The organism is Roseibacterium elongatum DSM 19469 (genome assembly GCF_000590925.1).
In the GTDB taxonomy this organism is placed as follows: Bacteria; Pseudomonadota; Alphaproteobacteria; order Rhodobacterales; family Rhodobacteraceae; genus Roseibacterium; species Roseibacterium elongatum.
In genome coordinates this window covers 1171479-1197961 of the sequence record NZ_CP004372.1, presented here as the reverse complement: position 1 = coordinate 1197961, position 26483 = coordinate 1171479, and the positions used below count along the sequence as shown (strand labels likewise).

The 26483-nt window shown below is 63.3% G+C and carries 19 protein-coding genes; 7 read left to right on the top strand and 12 right to left on the bottom strand.

Translation table 11 applies throughout. From position 1 onward, the window contains the following. Positions 1-5: 5 nt before the first annotated feature. From ROSELON_RS05640 to hslO, 9 genes are all read right to left on the bottom strand, one after another. Entirely contained in the window at positions 6-794 is a 789-nt protein-coding gene (locus ROSELON_RS05640; protein WP_025311454.1) for an ion transporter, read from the bottom strand. 16 nt (positions 795-810) lie between these two features. Further along, the gene (locus ROSELON_RS05635; RefSeq protein WP_025311453.1) at positions 811-2046 is read right to left on the bottom strand and encodes a class I SAM-dependent RNA methyltransferase; all 1236 of its coding nucleotides are present in this window, start codon (positions 2044-2046) and stop codon (positions 811-813) included. Continuing rightward, positions 2036-2461 carry a VOC family protein gene (locus ROSELON_RS05630; protein ID WP_025311452.1) on the bottom strand — a complete coding sequence of 142 codons (426 nt, stop codon included), beginning with the start codon at positions 2459-2461 and terminating at the stop codon, positions 2036-2038. The genes ROSELON_RS05635 and ROSELON_RS05630 overlap by 11 nt, the downstream gene beginning before the upstream one ends. Positions 2462-2521: 60 nt before the next feature. Further along, positions 2522-4384, bottom strand: coding sequence for an ABC transporter ATP-binding protein (locus ROSELON_RS05625; RefSeq protein WP_156945863.1), 1863 nt, complete (start codon positions 4382-4384; stop codon positions 2522-2524). Then, positions 4381-6231, bottom strand: a complete 1851-nt coding sequence (locus ROSELON_RS05620; protein ID WP_025311450.1) for an ABC transporter ATP-binding protein — start codon at positions 6229-6231, stop codon at positions 4381-4383. Before ROSELON_RS05620 ends, ROSELON_RS05625 begins: the two co-directional genes overlap by 4 nt. A 42-nt stretch (positions 6232-6273) precedes the next feature. Further along, positions 6274-6855, bottom strand: coding sequence for a LysE family translocator (locus ROSELON_RS05615; protein WP_025311449.1), 582 nt, complete (start codon positions 6853-6855; stop codon positions 6274-6276). Positions 6856-7017: 162 nt separating this feature from the next. Then, a complete protein-coding gene (locus ROSELON_RS05610; RefSeq protein ID WP_025311448.1) occupies positions 7018-8163 on the bottom strand; it encodes a CCA tRNA nucleotidyltransferase in 1146 nt (381 codons plus the stop codon). Then, entirely contained in the window at positions 8160-8753 is a 594-nt protein-coding gene (locus ROSELON_RS05605) for a CoA pyrophosphatase (RefSeq protein WP_084613688.1), read from the bottom strand. The genes ROSELON_RS05610 and ROSELON_RS05605 overlap by 4 nt, the downstream gene beginning before the upstream one ends. Next, positions 8737-9756 carry an Hsp33 family molecular chaperone HslO gene (gene hslO, locus ROSELON_RS05600; RefSeq protein ID WP_025311446.1) on the bottom strand — a complete coding sequence of 340 codons (1020 nt, stop codon included), beginning with the start codon at positions 9754-9756 and terminating at the stop codon, positions 8737-8739. Before hslO ends, ROSELON_RS05605 begins: the two co-directional genes overlap by 17 nt. Before the next feature lie 161 nt (positions 9757-9917). Between hslO and ROSELON_RS05595 the strand changes: the two genes are divergently transcribed. After that, positions 9918-11165 carry a glycosyltransferase gene (locus tag ROSELON_RS05595; RefSeq protein WP_025311445.1) on the top strand — a complete coding sequence of 416 codons (1248 nt, stop codon included), beginning with the start codon at positions 9918-9920 and terminating at the stop codon, positions 11163-11165. A gap of 17 nt (positions 11166-11182) precedes the next feature. Here ROSELON_RS05595 and ROSELON_RS05590 read toward each other — a convergent pair whose 3' ends face one another. Next, positions 11183-12310: a polysaccharide biosynthesis/export family protein gene (locus ROSELON_RS05590; RefSeq protein ID WP_025311444.1), complete on the bottom strand. Its 1128-nt coding sequence runs from the start codon at positions 12308-12310 to the stop codon at positions 11183-11185. Positions 12311-12495: 185 nt separating this feature from the next. Here ROSELON_RS05590 and galE point away from each other — a divergent pair, with 185 nt between their 5' ends. The 6 genes from galE (at position 12496) to ROSELON_RS05560 (ending at position 23004) form a co-directional block, all read left to right on the top strand. Next, positions 12496-13518 carry a UDP-glucose 4-epimerase GalE gene (galE, locus tag ROSELON_RS05585; RefSeq protein WP_025311443.1) on the top strand — a complete coding sequence of 341 codons (1023 nt, stop codon included), beginning with the start codon at positions 12496-12498 and terminating at the stop codon, positions 13516-13518. Beyond that, the gene (locus tag ROSELON_RS05580; RefSeq protein WP_025311442.1) at positions 13515-14537 is read left to right on the top strand and encodes an NAD-dependent epimerase/dehydratase family protein; all 1023 of its coding nucleotides are present in this window, start codon (positions 13515-13517) and stop codon (positions 14535-14537) included. The genes galE and ROSELON_RS05580 overlap by 4 nt, the downstream gene beginning before the upstream one ends. A gap of 436 nt (positions 14538-14973) precedes the next feature. Further along, positions 14974-15450, top strand: coding sequence for a hypothetical protein (locus ROSELON_RS18120; RefSeq protein WP_156945861.1), 477 nt, complete (start codon positions 14974-14976; stop codon positions 15448-15450). A gap of 441 nt (positions 15451-15891) precedes the next feature. Then, positions 15892-17838, top strand: a complete 1947-nt coding sequence (locus ROSELON_RS17395) for a glycosyltransferase (protein ID WP_156945858.1) — start codon at positions 15892-15894, stop codon at positions 17836-17838. A 23-nt stretch (positions 17839-17861) separates the two neighbouring features. Continuing rightward, entirely contained in the window at positions 17862-22448 is a 4587-nt protein-coding gene (locus ROSELON_RS17765) for an alginate lyase family protein (RefSeq protein WP_025311439.1), read from the top strand. 301 nt (positions 22449-22749) lie between these two features. Beyond that, on the top strand, positions 22750-23004 hold the full coding sequence (locus ROSELON_RS05560) for a hypothetical protein (RefSeq protein ID WP_025311438.1): 255 nt from the start codon (positions 22750-22752) through the stop codon (positions 23002-23004). Positions 23005-23108: 104 nt separating this feature from the next. Here the strand turns inward: ROSELON_RS05560 and ROSELON_RS05555 are convergent, their stop codons facing one another. Next, positions 23109-24092 carry a hypothetical protein gene (locus ROSELON_RS05555; protein ID WP_217520196.1) on the bottom strand — a complete coding sequence of 328 codons (984 nt, stop codon included), beginning with the start codon at positions 24090-24092 and terminating at the stop codon, positions 23109-23111. A 107-nt stretch (positions 24093-24199) separates the two neighbouring features. Further along, positions 24200-26446, bottom strand: a complete 2247-nt coding sequence (locus ROSELON_RS17390) for a right-handed parallel beta-helix repeat-containing protein (protein WP_025311436.1) — start codon at positions 26444-26446, stop codon at positions 24200-24202. Between the last annotated feature and the right edge of the window lie 37 nt (positions 26447-26483).

Below are 26483 nucleotides of genomic sequence, written 5' to 3'. Positions count from 1 at the left end.
CCGCCCTACCGGTCCAACCGCTCTTCGATCTTGCGCAGACGCTCCAGCACCTCGTCGCGATAGGCATCGGTTGCGGCGTTGCTCTCCTCGGCGTGCGCGTCCTGCATCGAGTTGACGATCAGGCCGACGAGCAGGTTCACCACCGCAAAGGTCGTGACCATGATGAAGGGCACAAAGAACAGCCACGCATAGGGATAGACCTCGAGCACCGGGCGCACGATGCCCATGGACCAGGATTCCAGCGTCATGATCTGAAACAGGGTATAGAGCGAGTCGCCCAAGGTGCCGAACCAGTCGGGGAAGGTCGCGCCGAACAGTTTCGTCGCCATGACCGCGCCGATGTAGAAGATGATGCCCATCAACAGAAAGACCGACCCCATGCCGGGCAATGCGGTCACGAACCCCTCGACCACCCGGCGCAGGCGCGGCGCGACCGAGATCACGCGCAAGACCCGCAGGATGCGCAACGCGCGCAGAACGGACAGGCCCTGCGCCGCCGGCACAAGGGCGATCCCCACGATGACGAAATCGAATATGTTCCACCCCGAGCGGAAAAAGCGCGATCCATAGGCCAACAGCTTGGCCGCCAGTTCGATCACAAAAATGCTCAGGCAAACCCGGTCGAGCGCGACGATAAGCCCCCCGGCCGAGGCCATGGCGCTATCCGAGGTTTCCAGCCCCAGAATGACCGCGTTGAAGACGATCACGCCGATGATCGCGTAGCGCACCTGTGGACGCTCCAGCCAATCGGCCAGTCGCTGCCGGAAACCGGTTGTGGTGGTTGTATCGCTCATCTTTGCCCTCGCGCGGTTACGCGGGGATATGGGCAAGGCGCAGCGCCGCCGCAAGTTCGACATGCGCGCTCCAGCGGAATTGGTCCACGGGCTGCACCCATTCGATCACATATCCGGCCGCGGTCAGAATGGCCGCGTCGCGCGCGAAGGTAACCGGATTGCAGGAAACCATTGCAATGCGCGGCACCTGTGCCATAGCCAGTTCGCGCATCTGTGCCTCGGCCCCGGCGCGCGGCGGATCGATGACAACCGCATCGAACCGCTGCACCTCTTCGGCCAGAAGCGGGCGGCGAAAGAGGTCACGGGCTTCGGTCGTGATGGGGCGCAGGCCCTGCGCATGGCGCGCCCCCGCCCCGAGCGCATTCAGAAGCGCGGCGTCGCCTTCGACAGCGTGGACCGGCGCGGTTTGCGCCAGGGGCAATGCAAAGGTGCCGCACCCGGCGAAGAGATCGGCCACGGCGGCGGCCCCTTGGGTGGCCTCTTGCACGGCGGTCAGCAACGCGGCCTCGCCCGCCTGCGTGGCCTGCAAAAAGGCGCCGGGGGGTGGTATGACGGCGGCCGGTCCGAAATGCTGCCGTGGCGCCGCATCGAGGAAAACAGGCTCGTCGCCCCAGGTCAGCCGGGTGAAATGACGAGCATATTGCGGCAGGGCAGCGCGCAGCGGGCCGTCGAGCGGTTTGCCACCCGTGACGGCAAGGTCGATGCCCGCGCCGCTTTCGGTCAGTGCAAAGGACAGCGTGGCCGAGCGCGACGCGCCAAGGCGGGTGATCTCACCCAACACCGGGACGCAGGCCATCAAGGCAGGCGTCAGAACGTGGCAATCGGTGATCGGCACGATGACATCGGATCGGCGCGCATGAAAGCCGACCAGAGCGCCCTTTTTGGTGCGGGTCCCCGCCAGGGTGGCCCGACGGCGCGACCGCGGCGGCGAGGTCGTCGTGGGCCTGATCGGCGCGCTCAGCCCGTGGGCGTCAAGCGCGGTCGCAATAACCTCGGCCTTCCACGCGGCCACGAACGCGTCCGAGGCATGCTGAAGCGAGCACCCCCCGCACTGTCGAAAATGCGCACAAGGCGGGCGGACACGGTGCAGCGACGGCGATTGCACCTTTGGCGCGACCATCCGATCGCCCTCGACCTCGCCCGTCACCTGGTCACCCGGCAGGGTCAGGGGCACGAAAACGGGGCCGTCCGGCCCCGCCCCGATGCCGTCGCCATGATGACCGAGGCGCTCGATCAGAACCTCAGGTGTCATGCGGGACGGCGGGCGTGAAGGCATAGCCTTCGGGCGACAGGATGGTGGCCTCGCGCAAGCCGTGGGGCTTGTCGGCCGCAGCTTCCAGCACCAGATGCCCCGCTGCATTGGCCCGGGACACGGCCCGGTCGGGATCGATCCCGAAAAGGTAGAATTGCGCCCCTGCCCCACGCGGCGGGTTTTCGGGCATGAGGCTGATCAACGGGTGCCCGCCATATGTCGGATCGGCATGCAGTTGCAGGATTGTCCCGTCATGGCGGATGATCGCGAAATCATCGGATAATCGATAGACGGAAAGCTCGAACATTTCGACCAGAAAGGCCGCAAGCCCCCGCACATCGCCCGTCAGCAGGTTTATCCCGACCCCTTTCAGGCTGCGCCCCAATTCCGCGGCGGGAATGGTGTCGAAATCCATGGTCTGCCCTTCGCAATTCGCCGGACCGCAAGCTGCCGGAAAGCCCGCGGAAACACCAGCCTATTCGGCCGCCGCCGCCGCGTCGGACTGGATGAAGCCACCCGATTGCCGCGACCAGTAGCGTGCATACAACCCGTCGCGCGCCAGCAAGGCATCATGGCTGCCATCCTCGACGATGCGACCCTGATCCAGAACGATGATGCGGTCCATTTCCGACAAGGTGGACAGGCGGTGCGCGATGGCGATCACGGTCTTTCCCTCCATCACGTCGTGAAGGGTTTTCTGGATCGCGGCCTCGACCTCGCTGTCCAGGGCGCTGGTGGCTTCGTCCAGGACAAGCACCGGCGCATCCTTGAGAAAGGCACGCGCCAGCGCGATGCGCTGCCGCTGCCCGCCCGACAGTTTCACACCGCGCTCGCCCAGATGCGCGCCGTAGCCGCGCCGCCCGCGATGGTCGACCAGTGTTTCGATAAAGTCATGCGCCTCGGCCCGATTGGCGGCGGCGATAACCTCGGCATCGGTGGCGTCGGGGCGACCGTAGCGGATATTGTCCATGGCCGAGCGATTGAACATCGCGGTTTCCTGCGTGACCATCGCCACCTGCTGGCGCAAGCTGTCCTGTGTCACCTGTCGGATATCGACCCCATCCACCGTCACGCGCCCGACCTCGACATCATAGAGCCGCAACAGGATCGCCACGAGTGTGGACTTGCCGGCACCGGACGCCCCGACAATGCCCAGTTTCTGGCCCGGCTCGATGATCAGGTCGATGCCCTCGACCCCGCCGACCTGCCTGCCATAGGCAAAGCTGACGCCCTCATAGGCGATGCGCCCCGCGATCGGCGGCATCGGCGTGGCATCGGGCGCGTCGGTCAGACCATGCGGCGGGGTCAGCGTGCGCATTCCGTCCTCGACCTCGCCGACATTGGCGTAGATGGCCATCAGGGTGAAACTGACCCAGCCGGTCATCTGCGCGATACGCATGGCGATGGCGCCTGTTGCGGCGATCTCGCCGGCGCTGACGCCGCCCTGCTGCCACAACAGCACGGCCCCGAGCACCAGAACCACCGGCAAGACCCCCGCCGTGGTCATCAACGCAAAGCGGAACCCGGTCGAGAGATAGCCGAACGACAGTGCCTCCTCTCGATACCCGCCAAGCGCCTCGAGCGCGGCTTCGTCCTCTTGGCTGGTATGGCCGAACAGCTTGACCGTCTTGATGTTGGTGATCGTGTCGACGATTTGCCCGGTCACATTGGCGCGCGCGGCCGCCCGGCGTTTCGACCGTTCGCGGATGCGCGGCAGGAACCACCGGATCATCAGCGTGTAAAGCCCCAGCCACAGCACCAACGCGGCCGCGATTCGCCAATCGATCAGCACCAGCATGCCCACTGCGCCGATGAGCGTGGCAATGGCAAAGGCGGCGGCGTTGATGACCTCGGTCACGACATTGACCAGCGCCGTGGCCGTCTGCGCCTGCTTCTGCGCGATGCGACCGGCGAAATCGTCGTCGAAGAAACTGACGGCATGACCCAGCGACCAGCGATGCAACCGGCTCTGGATCAAGGGGGCGAGGTTGGGCGGCAGAACGATCCCGTTGAAGGCCGCCGACGCGCCGAAAAACAGCGGCCGCAGAAGGAGGTAGAATGCCGCGTATCCAAGGATCATCAGCCAATGGGTGGCGAAATAGCCATCAGGGTCGGCCCCGACCGTCGTGTCGATCACGACACCCAGGAAATAGGCCGCGCCGACCTCGAGGATGCCGGCAAGCGCCGACAGAAAGGCCGCAAGGATCAGGATGCGCCACGACCCGGCAAGGCACCAGCGAATGAACGCCCACAGGGTCCGCGGCGGCGGCCCCTCTGCCCGTGCGAAGGGTTCGATCAACGAGGCCAGCCAGTTCAGCAGGGGATCGAACCGGGTCATTCGGCGGCCTCCGTTTCCTCGGTTCCGATAAAGCCACCCGATTGGCGCGCCCAGAACCCGGCGTAAAGGCCGCCGCGCGCCAGAAGGTCGTCATGGGTGCCTTCCTCGGCGACGCGCCCGTCCTCGAGCACCAGAATGCGATCCATTTGCGCGATGGTCGACAGGCGGTGCGCGATGGCGATGACGGTCTTGCCCTCCATGACACCATAAAGCGTCTTTTGAATGGCGGCTTCGACCTCGCTGTCGAGGGCGCTGGTCGCCTCGTCCAATACGAGAATCGGCGCATCCTTGAGGATCACGCGCGCGAGCGTCACGCGCTGCCGCTGCCCACCCGACAGCTTGACGCCGCGCTCGCCCACATGGGCGTCATAGCCCTTGCGCCCCTGCGGGTCCTCGAGATCGAGGATGAAGTCATGCGCCTCGGCCCGCTTGGCGGCGGTCAGCATCTCGTCCTCGGCGGCATCGGGCCGACCGTAAAGGATGTTGTCGCGGACCGAGCGATGCAGCAGCGAACTGTCCTGCTGCACCATCCCGATCTGATGGCGCAGGCTGTCCTGTGTCACGCCGCGGATGTCCTGACCGTCGATCAGGATGCGCCCGCCTTCGACATCGTAGAACCGCAGCAGCAGCTTGACCAAAGTCGATTTCCCGGCCCCCGACCGACCGATCAGGCCCACCTTCTCGCCGGGATGGATCGTCAGAGATATCCGATCAAGGCCCCCTGCCCCCCGACCGTAATGGTGGCTGACCCCGTCAAAGGTGATCTCGCCCTTTTCAAAAGCCAGCGGTTTGGCCCCCGGCGTGTCCGTCAGGGTGATGGGGTCGGTGATCGTCTCCATCCCCTCGGCCACCACGCCGAGCGACCGGAAAAAGCTGCTGACCGCCCACATGATCCAGCCGGTCATGGCGTTCAGGCGCAGCGTCAGCGCGGTCGCGGCGGCCACGACACCGACACTGGCCGATCCTGCGGACCACAACCAGATCGCCCAACCGACAACGGCCACGATGAGCAGCCCGTTCAAGGCGGTCAGCGCGACGTCCATCACCGTGAAGATGCGCATCTCAGCCGCAAAGGTCCGGCGCGTGTTTTCGATCGATTCCCTTGCGTAGTCGATTTCCCGCTCGTGATGGGCAAACAACTTGACCGAATGGATGTTCGTGTAGCTGTCCACGACGCGGCCCGTGGTGGCCGAACGGGCATCGGCACTGGCCTTGGACGCGGGGCCGACCCGCCCAATGGTCCAGCGCAACAACAGCGCATAAAGCGCGAACCAAGCCAAAAGCGGCAGGACCAAGCGCGGATCGGCCCCGGTCAGCAAAACCGCCGCGCCAATCAGATAGGCCAGTGAAAAGGTGATCGCGTCGAAGATCTGGAACACCGCCTCGCCCCCGCTGGTGGGGGTTTGCATGATGCGATTGGCGATGCGCCCGGCAAAATCGTTCTCGAACCAGCCAACCGACTGACGCAGCACCTGTTTATGCGCGCGCCACCGGATCAGCGTGCCGAAATTCGGCAGGATCGCATTGTTCAGAAGCGCGACATCGAGACCCTGGATCAACGGCCGCAGGATCAGGATGAACAGCGCCGCCAGGATCAACTCGACCCCGTGATCGGCCAGCACGGCCGCCGGTTCGCCGCCACCCATCAGATCGACGATCCGGCCCATGTACCAGATCAATCCGATCTCGATCGCGGCCACGACGACCGACATCACGGCAGTCAGCGCGTAAAGCTTCTTGAACGGCTGCGAATAGTCCCAAAGAAACGCAAAAAGCCGACGCGGCGGCGCGTCGGTTTCGGTGTAGCCGACATAGGGGTCGACCAGGTTTTCGAAAAAGCGGAACATGACTGGGGCTCGCGAACCTGAACCCATGATATAGGGCACCGGCTAAGTAAAGACCATGACAGCCGACCCCGCCAATGCCAACGCCATGACCCGAGAGAACAACCGCCACGCCGCAGGCGTGGTCAAAAGCATGGCCAGAAGCGACCCGGCCAGGCTCCAGAACAGGCAAACGAACAGGTTGATCCCCGAAAACGCGGTGGACAGGCGCACCGCCTCGCCCCACGGCCCCAGACCGGCACCATAGGCCGAGGCCGCGCTCAGGATCACGGCCCAGACCTTGGGGTTGACCCATTGAAAGAGGATCGCGCGCCAAATGGTCCAGGGCTTGTCCGCGCGGGTCTCTGGCGGGCCGGTCGCGCGCGCCCGCCACAGGTCGACCGCCATCCAGAGGATCCAGCCGGCCGCCACCAGTTTCAAACCCAGTTCCACACCCGGCACCGTCACCACCAGCACCCCGATGCCAAGGCCCGCCAGCGCCGCGATGACGCCAACGCCCAATGCCACACCCGCAACATGCGGCAGGCTGGCCTGAAAACCAAAGCGCGCCCCCGACGCGGTCAGCAGGATGACATTGGGCCCAGGCGTGAAGAGGCCCAGAAACACAAAGACATACAAAGGGTCCATGACCCGCCCAAAACCTCGGCAGGGACGGGCTGTCAAGGGACGCGTCCAACCCATCTTTATCCTGAAAATATGCCGATGCGCGGCACGCGCATCCGCGCGGCAAGGGGTTCGATACCCCTTGCCGCGCGGCACCGGGCGTCGGGCAAGGCCCGGCGCAAACCGTCAGGACAGCAGCGCCTCTTTCGACATGGCAAACCCCGAGGCGATCCAAAGCGCTTCGAGACGGGCCAGTTCGCGCCCCAGCTGCGGCCCTTTATGGTCTGGCATCAGGTCGGCCGCCCGCACCGGGAAAACCGCCTCGGCCCCGATCCGCGCCGCGTCGATATCTGCCGCGGAGACGGGCGTTTCCAGCATCGCGGCGCGCAGCAGCAGGATATCGCGCGCTGTCGTCAGCCCGTTGCGATACCCCAGTTCGCCGGCCGGTGTGACGCCTCCCATCCCTTGGCGCAGGCAACCCAGCCGCGCCGCGTCGGCCCGGCTCAGGCGCAGGTGCCCGGCCACATCGTCGCCGCCCAGCACCGCCAGCCGCCGGATCGGATCGGGGGTCAAGCCACCCTCCACCTCGACTAGAACCGGCAAAAGGCGCGCATCGGCCCCTGGCAAGGTCTGGCTCAGCACGCCCGACTGCGCCATTGCCGCCACCGCCGGTGCAGGGTCGCGAGCGGCCAGCAATTTGGTCATCTCGGCGCCGATGCGTTCCTTCGACAGGCCGTTGATCCCGCTGGCCATATCGGCACAGGCAGCCAGACCCGCAGGGTCAAGCCCCCCCATCGGGTCCGCATACCACGCATGAAATCGAAAGAACCGCAGGATCCGCAGGTAATCCTCGGCGATGCGGTCATGGGCGTCACCGATAAAGCGCAAGCGCCCCGCGCGCAGATCCGCCCGTCCCGCGCCTGTCGGATCGATCACCGTGCCGTCCCGTGTGGCATAAAGCGCGTTCATCGTGAAATCGCGGCGATGGGCGTCCTCTTCCAGCCGCTCGGTGAACGCCACGGTGGCGCGGCGGCCATCGGTGGACACGTCGCGCCGCAAGGTCGTGACCTCGTAGGGCGTATGCGCGGCCACCAGGGTTACCGTGCCATGGTCGAGGCCGGTTGGAACCGCCTTGATGCCGGCCGCCTCGGCCAATTCGACCACGCGGTCGGGACGGGCATCGGTGGTGATGTCGATATCCGATACGTCCAACCCCAGCAGCCCGTTGCGGACGCACCCGCCGACGAACCACGCACGGTGCCCGCCGGTCTCGATCGCATCCAGGACGGCCTGCGTTCCGGGGGCGCTCAACCAATCGGCGGTCAGCTTCATTTTGCGACCCGATCCGCCAGAGATTTCAGGATCCGCGCCGTGGCCCCCCAGATGTAATAGGGGCCGTAGGGAACGACGTAATAATGCCGCCATGTCCCGCGCCACCGGCGACGTTCGATCCGGTAACGCGCCGGGTTCATGAGAAAGGCCAGCGGGACGCGAAACACCTCGGCCACCTCGCCCTCCTCCGGCTGTTCGCTGAACTCGGCCCGCACGCGGCCCAGGATGGGGCTGACCGAATAGCTTGTAACCGTTTCATGTGGCGGCAAATGCGCCAGCAACTCGACGTTTTGGGGATCGAGGCCGATTTCCTCATGCGCCTCGCGCAGCGCGGCCGCCGCGGCATCGGCGTCGGTCGCATCGATCCGCCCCCCGGGCAGGGCGATCTGGCCGGGGTGGTGCTTCAGATGCGAGGCCCGCTTGGTCAGAATGACCCGCCCCCCCAAGACCGGGATCAAGACGGCAGCCGGGCGCAGTGTACGCTCGGCGGGCAAGACCACGTCCCGGTTCAGGTCATAATCTGATGACGGCGGCGCCGGGGTCTGCCCTAGCCGCGCCAGCATCGTATCGAGATCAATGCTTCGGGTCATCCTCGCCTTCCTCGGGGGGGCGTTCCGCCTCGAACCCAAGCGTCTTGGGGTCGAATTCGTAGTGCGCGCCGCAGAACTGGCAGTCGGCGGTCACGATCCCCTCATCCGTGGTCATATGGCCGATATCCTTGGCCGAATAGATCGACAGGCTTTCGCGCACACGCTCGGGCGAACAGGTGCAGCCGAACTGAACCGGCTGGGCATCGTAGACACGCGGACCTTCTTCGTGAAACAGCCGCAAGAGCAGGTCGGTTGGCGCGACGCTGGGCCCGATCAGTTCCAGACCCTCGACGGTATCCAGCAGGATGTTGGCGCGGTTCCAGTTCTCGCCTTCGTCCTCGCCCAGCAGATCGGCGCCCGACAACAGGCCCCCCTCGGCGGTTCCGCCCTCGGGCGAGGTAGCAAAGGGCGACGCCTTGGGCATATGTTGCAGCATCACGCCACCGGCGCGCCATGCCTCGGGGCGCCCCGGTTCGGTCGACCGGCCGTAGCCCAGCGCAAACCGTGTGGGGAGCTGTTCTGACTGGGCAAAGTAGGTCTCGGCGCAGGAGGACAGCGATCCGCCCGCAATCGGCGTGATCCCCTGATACGGCGCATTGCCCTTGCCCTGGTCCAGAAGAATGGCGAAGTATCCCTTGCCGATCTGGCCGAATGCATCGGCCGTTTCGCTCAGGCGTTCGCTGTCATAGCTGGCAAAGCCCCGGATCTGCGCCGGCGTTCCGGCCTCGGGGGCGGCGTAGTAATCGGTCGCGATCAGGCGGATCGGCCCGTCGCCGCGCACCTGCAGCGACAGCTTCCAACGCAGGTCGATCGTCTGACCGATCAGCGCGGTCAACAGCGCCAGTTCCGCCACCAGCGCCTCGACCGGGGCCGGGTAATCATGCTGTGTCAGGATGCGCTCGAGCGTCTGGTCCAGCCGGGCGATCCGGCCGCGGATATCCGAACGGTCGAGTTGGAAGGGCAATACCGTGTCATCCCAGGCGATCCGGGTCGTCAAAGTCATGGGTCAGGTCCTAGAGCGTTTCGGAGGTTGCGTTCCCATATAGGCGCGCGCCCCGCAATCCCCAAACCGGCGCCATGCTGCTGCCACGGACTTGCCTGACCGATGGGCTTGCACGAAACATGGTCCCTGAGAGGAACGGGCAAAGGCAAGCCGGGCAGCGCATGAAGATCCTATTCGTTCATCAGAATTTTCCGGGCCAGTACCGAGAGCTGTTCAAGTGGTTCGTCGAACAGGGCGACCACGAGATTGTCTTCCTGACGCAGCGGACCGAGGTCCCGCACATCAAGGGGGCGCGCATCGTCACGTACAAGCCGCACCACAAACCCGCCAAGGATGCCTATGCCCTGACCCAGTACTGGGAGGAATGCGCCGGCGCCGGCTTCGGGGCCGCCATGGCCGCGCAGTCGATGGACAAGGCCGGGTTCAAACCGGATATCATATTGGGTCATGTGGGTTGGGGCGAGTTGACCTTCATGAAAGAGGTCTGGCCCGATGTCCCGATCATCGGCTTCTTCGAATACTACTTTCTGGCCAAGGGTGGCTCGGTCGGGTTCGATCCGGAATTTCCGGCCAGCGCACATACACCCTTTGTCATGCATGCCCGCAACGCGGTGAATTTCGCCAATATCCAGACGGTCGACCTTGGCCATTCACCGACCGCATGGCAGCGCGACACCTTTCCCGAGACCTTTCACGACAAGATCTATGTCTGCCACGACGGGATCCGTACCGACCGGCTAAGGCCCAACCCCGAGGCGTCCGTGCCTTTGGGACGTCTGGGGCGGTCGGTCACGCGGCAGGACGAGATCTTTACCTACATGGCCCGCAACATGGAGCCGACCCGCGGCTTTCACGTCTTCATGCGGGCCCTGCCCCATATCCTGGCGGCGCGGCCGAATGCGCGCGCGCTGATCATCGGCGGCAACGAGGTGTCCTACGGCAAGGCGAGCGATCGCAAGGGCGGCTACCGGGCCGACATGGAACGCGAGGTCGGGGACCGGGTCGATTGGGACCGGGTGCATTTCCTCGGGCGCGTCCCCTACGAGGCGTATCAGCAGATCATCCGCATCAGCCGGTGCCACATCTATCTGACGGTTCCCTTCGTCCTGTCCTGGTCGTTGCTTGAGTCGATGTCGATGGGGGCCACCATCGTGGCCTCGGACGTTGCCCCCGTGCGCGAGGCCGTGACCCATGGGAAAACCGGTTTGCTGGTCGATTACTTCCAGCCCGAGAAGCTGGCGCAACAGGTCGCCGACGTACTGGAACGGCCGGGCACCTACGCCCATCTCGGGCCCGCCGCCCGACAGCACGTGATCGAAACCTACGATTTCAGGACGCGGACGCTGCCCGTGCATCTGGCGCGCATCAACGATCTGTTGCCACGCGCCAAGCAGGTCGCGCTGCCCTGAGGCGGGCAGGCACCTGTTCAGTTGACGCCCAGGCGCGACCCTTGCCCGACCAGTCCGAAAGCCGATCCGATCAGGGCGAATATGGTTTGTGTGCGTGTCACCGGGCTTTCGGTGACAAGGACCAGATCACCCGAGTTCAGGTGGAAATTCCGTGCGCTGAAGAGGCCATCCGCATTGGTCAGGTCGAGTGTGAAAACCACGCGCTGTTGATCCGGGCCGGCCGCATCGGGCCGCACAGCTGACGCCGGATATTCGCGCAAGACCAGGATACCGCCCGGATCACCCCGGCTGCTTTGCACCCCACCGATGATCGACATCGCATCAAGCGCTGAGACCGTATCGCGCGGAAAGGTATGTTGGCTCTGCTCGCCGGCAGCACCAAGCGACAGGAAATAGCGGCGATCTTCCTCGACGATCACACGGTCCCCGGCATGGAGCAGCGTATCAAGGCCCGGCTCGGCAAAGAGACGGTCCACGGACACGCCGTAAATCGCGCCATTGCGCATCAGGCGCACCTGCGCGTTCGACAGGCCATTCTCGACACCGCCGCCATCCGCCAGCAGGTTCAGGATGGTGTAATTGCGATCCGGCATCGGGAACCGCCCGGGATTGGCCACGCCGCCCACCAGGTCGATGGAATTTCCGCGTCCGCTTTCGACGGTCAACTGCACCTGCGCCTGCGGCACGATCAGGCTCATTTCATCCTGCAGATGCTCGCGCGCAAGCTGCAGCGTCATCCCCGAGACCCGCGTGTTGCCGAGGTACGGGACGAAGATCGTTCCATCCGGCGCCACGACGATCGATTCCAGCACCGCGGAGGGTTCCCCGTTGGTGATCAGCGAATCGTCGATGCTGTCCCAGACTGTCACGCGCAGGCGATCCCCGGGCGCGAGCACCTGCGTGCGTGCGCCGCCCGAGGTCGAAATCCAGCCAAGGTGACGTTCGCCCGTGTCGGGCCAGTCGGACAGGATGGGCAAAAAGGCTCGATTGACCGTGTAGACGGCGAAATCAGCCGCGGCCTCGTCGCCGGACGCTTCGACGATCTCGCGCTGCACGGGCGCGCCGCCGGGCAGGCCCGAGCATGCGACAAGTGACGCGACCATTGCCATGGCCGCAATCCCCTTCAGGATCGAGATCGCCCGCATGTGGTCCGCACATCCCCTTGTCGGCCCCGTTCTGCATTCGTGATACCCGATGTGCGCGATTGGTCAATGATTGGGCGGCAAATCCCCGTCGGCGGTGCATATTTGCCGTTTGGGGGCCCTTGGGCTTTGACCCCCTTGGGTTTCCATGGTTTGACGCCCGTATTTGAAGATCATTTGGTGGTGCCATGGCAAAGCGCAGGATTCTATTGACGGGTGGGGCGGGATATATCGGCTCACATACCTATCTGGCGCTTCACGCCGCCGGGCATGCCGTGACCATTCTCGACAACTTCAACAACGCCCGGCGCAACGTCGTGGAGCGGCTGGCCGCGATCACGGGACGCCCCGTTCCGGTCGTCGAGGCAGATGTCCGGGACGCCGCGGCATTGGAACGCCTGTTTCAAGACACGCCGTTCGACGCCGTGGTGCATTTCGCCGCGCTCAAGGCGGTGGGCGACAGTGTCCGGCGGCCGCTGGAGTATTTCGACGTCAATGTCGGCGGGTTGACGACGCTGCTGCGCTGCATGGATGCGGCGGATTGCCGGCGCCTGGTCTTTTCGTCCTCGGCCACGGTCTATGGTGTACCCGATGTGACCCCGACCCCCGAGAGCGCCGAGATGCGGGCAATGAACCCCTACGGTCAGACCAAGATCGTGTCGGAACAGATTCTGCAGTGGCTGTCGCAATCCGATCCGCGGTGGGCCATCGGCGTGCTGCGCTACTTCAACCCCGCGGGGGCCCATGCCTCGGCCATGATCGGCGAGGATCCCAGGGACATCCCCAACAACCTGATGCCCTATATCGCCCGTGTGGCCAGCGGGACGCTGGAAAAGATCTCGGTCTACGGGGATGATTACGACACGCCTGATGGGACCGGCGTGCGCGATTACATCCATGTCGAAGATCTGGCGCGTGGGCATCTTCTGTCCCTCGAAAGCCTGTTTGAGACCGGCAATGGCCATCTCGTCAATCTGGGCACCGGCCGAGGCTACTCGGTGCTTGAGGTGATCGACGCCTACAAACGCGCCTCGAACCGGGATCTGCCGTTCGAGATCGTGGATCGCAGGCCGGGCGATGTGCCGATCTACGTGGCCGATGCAAGCAAGGCAGCCACGCTGCTGGGGTTCGAGACGGAAAAGGGCATTGACGAGATGTGCGCCAGTTCCTGGGCCTGGATCAACAGTTCCCATAGCGGAGAAGACGAATGAGCGACACGCGCACCGCGCTGGTGACCGGCTCGGCCGGGTTTATCGGCTACCATCTGTGTCAGCGCCTTCTTGATGACGGGTGGCGGGTGATCGGGCTGGATGCGCTGACCGATTACTACGACGTGACGCTCAAGGAACGGCGGCAATCCATGCTGCTGCAATCCAGCGGGTTTTCAGCCGTTAACGACCGGATCGAGACCCCCGGCATCCTGCATGACCTGATGGCGGCGCATCGCCCAGATGCGGTGATCCACCTCGCCGCGCAGGCCGGGGTGCGGTATTCGATCGACGCGCCGGAAAGCTATGTCGAGGCCAACCTCATCGGCACGTTCCGCCTGCTCGAAGCGATGCGGGCCTTTCCACCGGCCCACAGCCTGTTGGCCTCGACCTCGTCGGTCTACGGGGCCAATACCGAAATGCCCTATGCCGAAACCGACAAGGCGGACACGCAGATGTCGTTCTACGCCGCCACCAAAAAGGCCAACGAGGCCATGGCCCACAGCTATGCGCATCTTTATGGCCTGCCTGTCACGATGTTCCGGTTCTTCACCGTCTACGGACCGTGGGGGCGGCCCGACATGGCGCTGTTCAAGTTCACCAAGGCGATCCTCGACGGCGATGCCATCGATGTCTACAACCATGGCGACATGCGGCGCGATTTCACCTATGTGGATGACCTGGTTGACGGGATCGTGCGACTGATCGACAGCGTGCCGGTGCGACCGGCCTCGCCCGATGACGTGCCCGAGGGCGACAGCCTCTCGCCCGTGGCGCCCTACCGTATCGTGAATATCGGCAATTCCGAGTCGATCCCGCTTTTGCAATTCATCGAGGCGATCGAGGCGGCGACCGGCCGGACGGCGCGAAAGACCATGATGGACATGCAGCCCGGCGATGTGCCAGCGACATGGGCCGACGCCTCGCTGCTGACGACGCTGACCGGCTACCGCCCGCAAACCAAGGTCGCGCGTGGTGTGGCCGAATTCGTCACGTGGTACCGCGACTACTACCGTATCTGACGTCGCAAGACGGCGCCCCGCGCCATGGTTTTCGGCGTTTCCGGCGACGGAGGCGGCAGTCGCGCGCCGAAATCCGCCAACCGACGGCAAACAACCGCGCAAATCACCGATGCGGCGCCGCATTGCTACGCGGTCGGTCAGGCTTGGCCTATGTTGCCCGAAACCGATCGGGGGCGGGTCCGGCATCCATGTGCTTCAGGACGCGTCGCACCGGCCAAAAACATAAAATGCAGGGGCAGGGCAGCGTGACCTACTGCATCGATTCCTCGCGAAATGGCCACTTGGAAATCCAAGAGTGGCCGGATTCCGACCGTATTTGCGACCTACCTTCAAGGCTCGGGTTGCCGGAAGTGACCATCAAGGCTGGACCGATCGAAGGTCTCGCAACGGAGTCTTAATCGTTGGCCCGTATCGTGAGAAAAAATGAGGTGACGGAATGAAACTTCCCTTCTTGTCGATACTGGCGACATGCGTCGCCCTTATCGTCGGGTTGCCGGTACAGGCGGAACGTGTCGCTCCCGGTCGCCCGGCAGTCGTTGTGGCAGGTAGCAATGGCGGCAGCGTGATCGAATATGCCCGTCGGGCGAATATTGCGCGGGCAACCGGCGCAACGGTGCAATTCAGAGGTCGCTGTCAATCGGCCTGCACCATGTACCTGTCCCTGCCGCGCGCGAACACGTGCATCATGCCCGGTGCATCCTTCACATTCCATGCGGCCTATGGCGCGACATCGGACATGAACCGATGGGCGACACGCTACATGCTCGACCGCTACCCGTCATGGGTGCGGGCCTGGATCTCGGCCAATGGCGGGTTGTCGCAACGTCTGTTGCGCATGGACTACTCCTATGCATCCCGCTTCATCCCAACCTGCGGTGGCCGTCGCTACGCAAGTGTCGACATTCGCAGCTGATCGACGGCAAAGCTGATCCAAAGGTCTTGGACCACCTGACAGAGTTGGCACTAGACCCTTGCGATATCGATGATGGGGGCGTCGCGCAGCGGCGCCCCCATCGCATGAGACATCTGTGTTCGCCAAGGCGCGGCAGTTCTGGCATCAGGCCATCCAACCCCTTAGTGCATTGACAGATCAGCGCGATCTCGGGCAACGATTTGTGACCTGGCTTATTTCATTCCTCATTCGCAACGAAGAATTCGCAAACACATGTCCGACGAGGAAGACAATTCAGCCTTCGACGTGATCCTCCTCGCGAACATGGCGCGCCCGAGCGATACCGGCTTGCGCCTCAGTCGGGAAATCCAGACCCTGCATGGCCAGGGATACCGCGTCGGGCTTCGGCATCTCCCGCCCCAGGCCGGGCGAAAGGCTATCCTACCCGATCTTGCAAAATGCGTGCGCGACGGACTGGCCTACCCGATCACACCGGGCGCGACCGTTCATACCAAGCTGGCCGTCGTCTTCACACCTGGCCTGTTGAAGGAACCGGTCACCGATCTGACCGGGCTCCGCGCCGACAAGGTCGTTCTGGTGCACGACCGCGCCCCCAACATCGAACAGATGGGTCTTTGGCTCAGCTTCAATGTCGGACCGATGTCATGGGCGCCGACCAATCGTTGGGTGCGCGCCAAGCTGGAGGAACTGGGGTTTCCGATCGAGATCGAGGAAGAGGATTGGCGATCGATCGGCCGCGCCGTCAGACCGGCCTATGATGACAGTCCCGCCGCGCGGACAACGGTCATTGGCCGCGTCAGCGCCCCCGGCGCCGCGCAATGGCCCGCAACCGCGAAGGAGATCGCGGCGACATACCCGACCGATGCCACGACGGATTTCCGCGTCATCGGCCCGCCCCCTTCGACCGCCGTCGCGAAATCGAACGTCACGAAACACTGGTCGGTGCTGGATGTGTCCGATACCACGATCGAGCGGTTTATCGAGGCACTGGATGTGTTCCTCTACTTTCCCGGTGCGGCGACGCCGGAGTTCCCCGAGGCGGCAATCGCCACCGCCATGGCCACGGGCAAGTTGGTTGTGCTGCCGCCGCATCTAGAACCTCATTTCGGCCCAGGGGCCCTCTATTGCGAGGCCGAAAGCGCCCCGACAGAGGTCGAGCGGCTGTTGGCGGACGAAGACGCGCTGGACGACCTGCGCGCGCGCGCAAAAAGCAACGTGGCACTTCTGTTCGGCGAAGACACCTACCTGCGGCGTATCTTTCGCCTGGCGGGGCCACCCGCCGCCAGAACCCAGCGGAAACCCAGCCCTGTGGACCCACCGCGCATTTTGTTCATTCCATCCAACGGGGTGGGTCTGGGGCACGCGGCCCGGCTGTTGGCCATCGCCCGGCGCATGGATCAGGATATCGAACCGATCTTTCTGAGCTTCGGAAAGGCGACAGAAATCCTCGAGTCCTTCGGATACACGACCGAGTATTGCCCCTCCTACACCGATATTGGCGCGGAGATCCCCGATTGGGATGCCTGGCTGCGCTACGAACTGGGCGACGTTGTCGAACGCCACAATCCCGCGGCGATCGTCTATGATGGCAACAACCCCACGCCGGGGCTGGTCCATGCGGCCCTTTCGCGCGGCGATTGTCGGCTTGCCTGGGTGCGGCGGGGCATGTGCCCGGCCCAGCCCTCGCCCTATCTCGGCAATTCCCGTTTCTTCGACTGCATCATCGAACCCGGCGAGTTGGCCAGCGCTTATGACACGGGGCCGACCGCGCTGCGCCGACACGAAACGACCGCCGTTGCGCCCATCCGCCTGCTGGACAAGGACGAGCTGTTGTCACGCGAAAACGCGCGGGCCAAGCTGGGTCTTGAGGGCAACGCCCCTGCCGTCCTGGTGCAACTTGGCGCCGGGGCCAATCGCGACATCCTTGATCTGACCGACCGGATCGTGACCGAATTGCAAAAGGTCGCGGGCCTGCAGATCGTCATCGCCGAATGGACCAACACCGCTGTTCGCATGCCGCACTGGCCGGGCACCCGGCTGTTGCGGGGGTTTCCGATCAGCCAGGTTTTCAATGCGTTCGACTTTTCCATCTCGGCGGCCGGCTACAACACCTATCACGAGGTTCTCGCCTTTGGGCTGCCGACCATCTTCGTCGCAAACCGGCATCCCTCGATGGACGATCAGGGGGCAAGGGCAGGTTTCGCACAGGATAGCGGCGTCGGCTTCGACCTTTGGGAAGAGGAGATGCATCTTTTTCCATCGCTCGTCGAAGCGATGCTCAACGAAAAGGCCAACGCTTTCCTGCGTGAGAATTGCGCCGCTTTCGATGGCACCAACGGCGCCGACGAGGCGGCGCGCATCCTGAAGAAATTGGTGATGGGCCCATGACAAAGTCAGCAAAATCCAGCAAGGTGCCCGCAAGCAAAGCCCCACCTCAAAGCTTTCCGGCGACAGATGTCTATCAACGGCTCGCCGAACTGGCCTCGGAAGACCAGATTGTCGAAATCGGCTGGGCACGCGATCGCGATCCGGCGCCCGTTCGAGCCCATCATCCGACCCCTGAAGATCGCGCTGCGGCCTGGCCTGCGCCGCCGCCACCGGGCAAGTCGCTGCAACCGCGCGTCGGCAGTACCGCGGCCGCGCCGCTTTCTGGCGCGGGTGTCATGGTCGTGGCGCTGTTCGGCCTCGACTCGGAGCAAATCGCAGCCGCCGTGATGCGTATCCAGCGGCAGTATCGCAGCACGCGCAGTTTTCGGCCCCTGTTCCTGACGGACAATCCCGACACCACGGCCTTTCGCCATGCCGGATTGACCTACGAGTATTTCCCGGCCGCCGTCTATGGCGGCGAAGATCGTGCCGATCTGTTCGAGGAGCGTTTCCAGCGGCTTTGGCGGAAATGGCGCGGCGGCATGCTGATCGATTTCAGCAAGGCGGGCTATCTGGCGTCGAGGATCAGCAACTACGCGGATCTGATCGAACGCGAAGATGTCCCAAAGGACCGCTACAATCCGCGCAAGAGCCGCCCGGCCCCGCCCAAACCGGCCCCGACCGATGTGATTGCCTTGCGCGCCGCCTATCAGGCCAGCGGGCTGGATGCAGAATCCGATACCTTCGTGCTCTATCGGATCATCGGCAACGACCTGCCGCCCCGGCACGAGGTTGGCCAAACGCTCAGAAGCCTGCGCTTCATCCTTGATAACGAACCACCCTTGCGCCTGTGCGAAAAGCGCTGGGTCGTGAACCGCATCGCCGACCCCGAGCAGGAAGCCGCGGTCATCGCCCTCCTTGAGGCGTATGGGCAACCCTACCTGCACATACCTTTCGTTCTTGCAGACTATGCCGAGACGGACTGGGATCTGTGCAGTTTCCCCGACCCCGCTTTTTTCTTGCACGGCAGATACGCGCAGATGGCGGAGTATGATCAAAAGCGGGCCGAGGCGCACGCACAGCGCTTCAAGAACAACTATGTGATCAACAACAACGGCGCACGCAACGCAGCCCTGCGCGACGGGCGCGACCGGGCGAAATGGGTCCTGCCATGGGATGGGAACTGTTTCCTCACGGAATCGGCCTGGGATGAAATCGTCGAGGGGGTCACCGCGCGCCCCTATCTGAAGTATTTCGCGGTGCCCATGTCACGCACCCTCGACAATGCGGATTTGCTGGACCCCGGCTATGCCCCCGAGGCGGACGAGGAACCACAATTGCTGTTCCGACGCGACAGCGAGGAAGAGTTCAACGAGGCCTTTTATTACGGACGGCGGCCAAAGGTCGAATTGTTCTATCGCCTCGCCATTCCCGGCAAATGGGACGCATGGGCAGACGATGTCTGGGATCTGCCGCGCGCCGAACGATCCCCCGACGCCGGCGCAACCGGGCAAGCGGGCTGGGTGGCCCGGCTGTTCTCGGGTCTGACACAGCTCGAGGCCGACAAGGTCACCGGCCTGCGGTCACGGGGAGAGGCGCGGATCAGCGCGATTTCCCAGATGCTGGAACGTCTCGACATCGAAGCCATGAAACTGGTTTACAGGCCCGAGACCCTTGTGGCCTACGACGCGGACAAGATCACCGCCTTGCCCAAGGCCGAACCGGACTCGCCCGAACATCGCGTGTTTGACCGGTTGATCGCAGAGGCCGATCTTGCCCTGCAACGGGGCCCCTACGCCGTTACGGACAAGACGACCGTTGCCCCCAGCGGCGACCCCCACGACTACTACCATCCCGCCCCCTATTGGTGGCCCAACCCGGCCACACCAAACGGCATGCCCTTCGTGTTCCGCGACGGAGAACGCATTCCCGGCACACGCCTGTATGAGCCGGACAGCGCACGCTACGATCGCACCCGCCTGCAACAACTCTTCGACGATACGACCACCCTCGGGCTTGCGTGGCTTGCCTCGGGCCAGGATGCGTATGCCGAGCATGCGGCCGGATTGGTGCGCGCATGGTTCATCGCCCCGGAAACCCGGATGAACCCGCATCTGCTTTATGCGCAGATCCGGTCGCAAACCATGTCGGATGTGGGTGCGAAGTCGGGCCTCATCGAGATGAAAGACCTGTATTACTTTCTCGATGCGGTGCGGATCGTGGAACGGGCCGGAAAACTTGCCCCGTCCGAACGCGATGCCTTCCGCGCCTGGCTGCGAGACTATGTCGAATGGCTGCAGACCAGTGAGCAGGGCGTGGCCGAACACGCAACCTCCAACAACCACGGCACCTGCTATGACTTGCAGGTAGGTTCCATCGCCGCGTTCCTCGGCGATACGGCGCTGTTGCAAAAGGTCTTTTTCAACAGTCGCGAGCGTATTCTCGAACAGTTCACCGAGGACGGCCAGCAACCGCACGAAATGAAGCGAACGCAAACCGCGCATTACTGCTGCTTCAACCTGCAGAGCTGGGTCAATCTTGCGACCCTGGCCGACGCCTGCGGGCATTCGGTGTGGCAGTTCGAGGGCCCGGACGGCCGTGGCATGGCAAAAGCCTTTGGATGGCTCCTGCCGCACCTTGCGCAGAAATCCTGGAACTATCAGCAGATCGAACCGTTCGACCGCGCGCGCTTTCTGCCGCTGTTTTTCATCGCGCGCGACGCCGCCGGATATTCGGGGATCGCGCGCCTGTCCGATGCGATGCAGGCGAAGCCGCTGTTTTTTCCGCATGACGGGATAAAACCGTTCTGGATGTTGGGGCAGACGCCGGCGCGCGTGGCGGAAACGGACGCCTGGAAGGTGCTGTCGGGCAAACTGCGCAAGCTGGAACAACCGGTGTTCGAGATGATTGCCGGCACCGAGGGCCCGTCGGCAGACGATCTCAATGTGCCGACACTGGACAAGAAGCTTTGGGGCGGGTTTTCGTCCAACTCGATCGCTGCGCTCGAGATGGTTCGCGACGATGCCAAGTCCGAGCTGCGGGACGTCAGCCGCGCGGCACGTGTTCTCGCCCGGTGGCATTTCACACATGGGGACTATGCCGAGACACTGGCCAATATCGACAGGATCGGCGACCTCGGGCCGACGTGGCGTCGCGAGCGCGCCCTGTTGCAGGTCTACTGCCTCGACCATATGGGCCGTTCGGATGAGGCCGTCGCTGAAATCTCGTCTCTTCTGCGGATGTTCCCCAAGGATACGGGGCTTTGCCTTGCCATGGCGAATCTCCAGACTGCACCTGTTGGCGGATCCGGGCACTCGGGCTTTGCTGAATGGCTCAACCGCGCCTGCCGTCATGCCGGATTGTCGGATTTCCTCGACCCGGCGGCGGAAGGCGTTGTGGGTTTGCAGGAACCGGCGGCGATAGGGGCCTCATCCGAGGCCAGCCATCAACAGCCGAGACCGTTGGTGAGTGTCATCGTGCCGATCCGGCGCGCCAACTCGACGCTGTCTCTTTCTCTGGCGTCGTTGCGTGCGCAGACATGGGGTAATATCGAGATCATCATTGCCGATTGTTCGGGCGATCCAGACGTGCGGGCGATGATTGCCGACGTGCTGGCGAACGATCCGCGTGCCTCCAGGCTGGACCTTGCGGTCGGCACGGCCGAGCATGCGCTGCGCAATCAGGCGCTAGGCCGTGTGACAGGGACCTATGTCACCTTGCACGACCCGACGGATATCGCCCACCCGGCCCGTCTCGAAATGCAGGTCGACGCACTGGAGGACAGCGACGCCATGGCCTGTCTCGTCCAGCGGGCGCGTGTAACGGACGGTCCGCACCTGATTGGGGGTTGGTTCCCCGATTTTTCGCTCGTCGGGCCGCATCGCAAAAGCCTGATGCTGCCGGCGGATGTGTTGCGCGACTTTGGCGGCTGGGATGATGCCACCGACTACCCCGAGAACTATCTGATCTGGCGTCTCAGGCACATTTACGGCAAGGCCGCTATCGACACCGTGTTGCCGGGTGCGCCTGTTGTGCTGACGCAATCAAACGACACAGGCGGCGAACCGACACATCTCGAATTTCCCTATGGTGCTCGGCGTGACCGGTTGCGCGCCCTCTTGCGCGTGACGCGCCTTGCCGAAACGGAAGAATACCCGACAACACCGCCGGCCAGCATCCCGCTTGCTCGGTTGGCAGAGGGCGAGTCGCTGGACGACGCCCTTGTCGGGGATTTCACGAAGGCCGCGACAGCGATCGATGAATTGCACGCGTATATCAGGGCGCGTGTGGCTGACGGCAAAACGGTTGGCCTGTTCAACTGGCCCGATTACCACAGCAGTTGGAGTGATGATCTCAACCCCGACATCGCAGAACTGGTGGACACCGGACAGGTCGTGCAGATCAGTGCCTTTTCACGGGTCAAGGCGGCCCGCCTGATCCTGTGCAATCCTTACGTCATTCACCACGCGATTGACGGATTGCCCGATTTTGATGTCGAGCAGTTTCTTGTCTTCGGGGATCCCGGACTGAACAGTGCCGAATTTTACAACGGGGTCCGGCGCGTCATGCCGACGCGAGACGAAATCACCTCGGTTTTCGGGCGGGACTTCAGACGCATCGCTTTGGAATGATTCTGTTCTGATTGCAGCTCGATAGCCCGGAGTAGAGACTCCCACAGCTTCAGCCGGCATGTGCGCAGTCCTGCTCTGCCGCAAGGCACCAGCTTTTCCGTAGTATGTTGTGTGCATTGGCCGCAAGGCCGCAACATGTTGCGGCCTGCAAAATGCGGCAACATCGTGGCGGCACAACGTTGTAAATCTGGCAATATTGTGAAAAGGTTAATGAATATTAAAGCGAGCAGTTAGCCGACCGAAGAGTTTGGAAGAACGAAATTTCCTCGGGCTTCGGCCCATCATGGTAGGAACGTAACAGATGAAACGCAAAATCTCGACGCTTGCAGCCTTGGCGGTTCTGACTGCCTCGGTCGGCGCTCCGATGCCGGGCGAGAGTCAGGGTATAGATCTGGATGTTTGTGAGGTTTATGACAGGATGGACCGCTCGTCGCTGCAGCGAGAGTTGGCCGTGCTCCTCGATGAAGACCCCACAAATGTCTGCGTCGACTACATTGTGAGCCTTCTTGGTGGCACGCCGGTCGCGCAAGTGACGCCGACGCCGCTTCCGTACTAGGCCGAAAAGCGACCGAACTGCTTGTAAAGAAACCCGCCTTGGCGGGTTCCTTGTGTTTATTGTTTCATGTTTCATAGCCGCGGTGGACACGGCAGCCCGGTTTGTCAGTCAAGGGCTTCCAACCAGTCGACCGAGCGTGCGGGCAAGCGCGGCGCCGTCAGAAGGCGGCCGTTTTGCCAGCTTTCGCGTGGCGTATCGGCCCCGAACAGAAACCGCACACCAATGCCAACGGTCAGATCCGACAGATCGACGTCTCCAACGCTGATCTCGTAGAAATCCCGACGGGCAAAATAGGTGATCTCAAGCGGAACGTCGGTCGGCAAGACGGTTTCACCGGAAAGGCCAAACGAACTGAAATCACCCGAGTCGTCGCCACCGTTAAGGAAGCTGTCAGCCGACGCATTTTCGTATTCGAAGGTGATGGCGGTGCTGTCCAACGGGAACCAGGTCACACCGGCCCGCACAAAACGGGCATCCCGAAATCCTTCGTGATCGTCAGAGGACTGGTCGGGCGGGAATTCGAACGTGTTGCCGACGCCGGCCTGACCGAACAGCATGAAGTCATCGCCAAAGAAATACTGCGCTTCCAGCCCGCCATAGATGGTTTCATAGGGTTCGCGCTGCAGGTCATCGGTGACCAGCGCCGTTCTGGAATATGCCCCGAAGGCCCCGATACGCAATGCCGGGGTCACGACGTGAGAGTAATGCAATCCGACCCGCACCTCGCGTTCAGGATTGTCGGGGTCGAAATCGGTCTGAGACGTGTCCCAGTCGGCATACCCGAAGTAGCCTTCGGCGCCGAGATATCCCATATCGAGAAAGGGGAACGCATACTGCCCTTCCAGGTAGAAGGGCATATACGAGACGTTGCTGTCCGGCGCGCGGGTTTCGACAACCTCACCGTATGACAAGCCTCCGCCGATGTACCCGACGCCATTTCCAAAGCCTTGAGCCGCGACAGGCCCGGCTGCCGTCGCAATTGCGATGGCCGTCACAAAAAGCTGTTTCCGCATTCGCCACAATCCACTGTGAAGTTTGGTTCTTTCTACTAAGCAAGAACAAAAAAAGCACCACAATCTGCGGCACATGTGCGGCTCGCCCCAACAGGTTGTGTTCTTGCAACACAATTGCGTTCACATATGCACCGTCGGTACGCGCCAAGGTACCCGCAGATTTCCCAAGTCGCCCGTTCGCGTCATAAGAAATCGAAATCCGAGTCCGTCAGGCCGGTCGCGCCAATCTCGATCACGTGACTATCGGCCGAAGCGCCATAATGGCCGGACAGATCGATGAAGGTATGCCCCCCTGTCACAACCACGACCGCGTCGCCGTCGTCGAGACGGCCGTTGCGATTGGTGTCGAGGTCTGTGAAAGAATCGAGGTTCGCGCCGAACCCATCGAACAGCACAAGGTCATCGCCGGACCTGAAATCCTCCACCTCGTCGTGATCGAACGCAAGCTCGGCCCTAAAGACGAAAACGTCGTCATCGCGGCCGCCGACAAGAATGTCGTCACCTGTGCCCGCAACCAGCGTATCATGCCCATCGTCGCCTCTGACCAGGTCGTCCCCGTCGCCATCGGCCAGCAGATCGTTGCCCTTGCCGCCGCGGATTTCGTCGTCGCCTGCACCCCCATTCAGACTGTCGTTTCCATCGTCGCCGTTCATGCGGTCATCACCCGCGCCGCCATCGATCCAGTCGGACCCATCTTCGCCGCGCAGCCGGTCATCACCCGCACCGCCATCCAGCAGGTCATCGCCTTTGCCGCCGCGCAACTCGTCGCGGCCAGCGCCCCCGATCACAGTGTCGTCGCCGTCGTCGCCGTTGATGCGGTCATCGCCACTGCCGCCATCGATCCAGTCCGATTCATCTCCGCCGCGGGCGTCGTCATTGCCATCACCGCCAAAGATCTGATCCTGGCCTTCCTCGCCGCGCAGTTTGTCGTCATCGGCGCCACCCCAAAGCGTGTCTTCGCCGTCACCGCCCCAAAGCTCGTCTTCGCCCGCACCGCCGTCGATAACATCGTTTCCAGCGTCGCCTTCGAGATCATCCTCGCCCATACCGCCCGAGATCAGGTCATCGCCACGTCCGCCTCGGATGTCGTCGCGACCATCCATGCCCCAAAGGTCGTCATGACCGTCGCCGCCGCGCAATTCGTCGTCCCCACCGCCACCGATCAGGGTGTCTTGGCCGGCGTCGCCCCATAGCTCGTCCTCGCCTGCACCGCCGTCGAGGTAGTCGTCGCCCCCTTCGCCGACCAGCTTGTCACGGCCGTCATATCCGAAAATGAGATCGTCCTGATCTGACCCGTAGATCCGATCAGAGTCGTCCGTGCCGTCGATTCGGTTGCCCGGCTCAGGCTCAGGCTCAGGCTCAGGCTCAGGCTCAGGCTCAGGCTCAGGCTCAGGCTCAGGAACGGGTGGCACCGGGATCGGGTCGGGGTCAAGCGCGTCCATCCACGCGCCGTCAAACACGGCGGCGGCGGCGTCGCCCCAGAAGAGTTCTGCCTCGGCAGACCGGTCACGCAACCAGTCGCCGCCGATGTCGTTCCCGGCGAACCCGATCATGTCGCTAAACCAGGGGTCGTGGAACTTGGCCGAGTCGTCGATCTTGATCACGTCGCCCGCGCCACTGATCGCGTTTTCGGTTATCAGTACATGCGTGGCCCCGATCAGTCGCAGCGCTGAATTACCGGCGTCAGAGATGGCATTTCCAGAAACCAGAACATTCGTCGCCTCATAGGCCAACCCGGCGTCGAGAAAGCCGGGCGGGTAAGAGTGTAGGTTGGTGTATCCGCCAACCTCGATCGCATTATGGCCAGACCCCGAAATGGTGTTTTCGACGATCGCGATATTGCTGGAACCGCCTTTCACCATGATGCCGACATAGCTCAGGTCGGTCATCGTGTTGCCCTCGATCACCGCGTTCTCGACGCCGACGAAATCGATGCCGGATTCGCGGCCTGAGCCACCCTCGATGGTGTTTCCGAGGATCTGGATATCGCTCGACTTGCTGACCTTGATCCCGTCGCCTTCACCCTTGAAGATCGTGTTGTTGGCGATGACGATGTTGCTGGCCGGATCGGTATTCCCGTCGACGGCATGGATGTGGACGACGGGTCTGGTGCCCGTCTCACCGCCATGCAGGTCAAAGCCGTCGATCACGATGTGATCGCTTCCATCTATCTGGATCGTGGACTCGGCATCATCTGCCGGGCGTATCACGGCCGCGCCCGGTCCATCCGCCGACACGAGCGTGATCGGCGCGCCGTCGGTGCCGCTGACCGAGATCTCGATGTTTTCTTCGTAGGTGCCTGCGGCGACCTTGATCACGGCACCGGGCCCTGCGGCATCGAGCGCGGCCTGGATGCTGGAATACGGATTTTCAGGCGACCCATCGCCTCCGTCTGCCGCATCGGCAGAAACCCAGATTTCTTGTGCCAATTCTCGCCCTCCGGAATGGTAACGGGGCACGTACGTG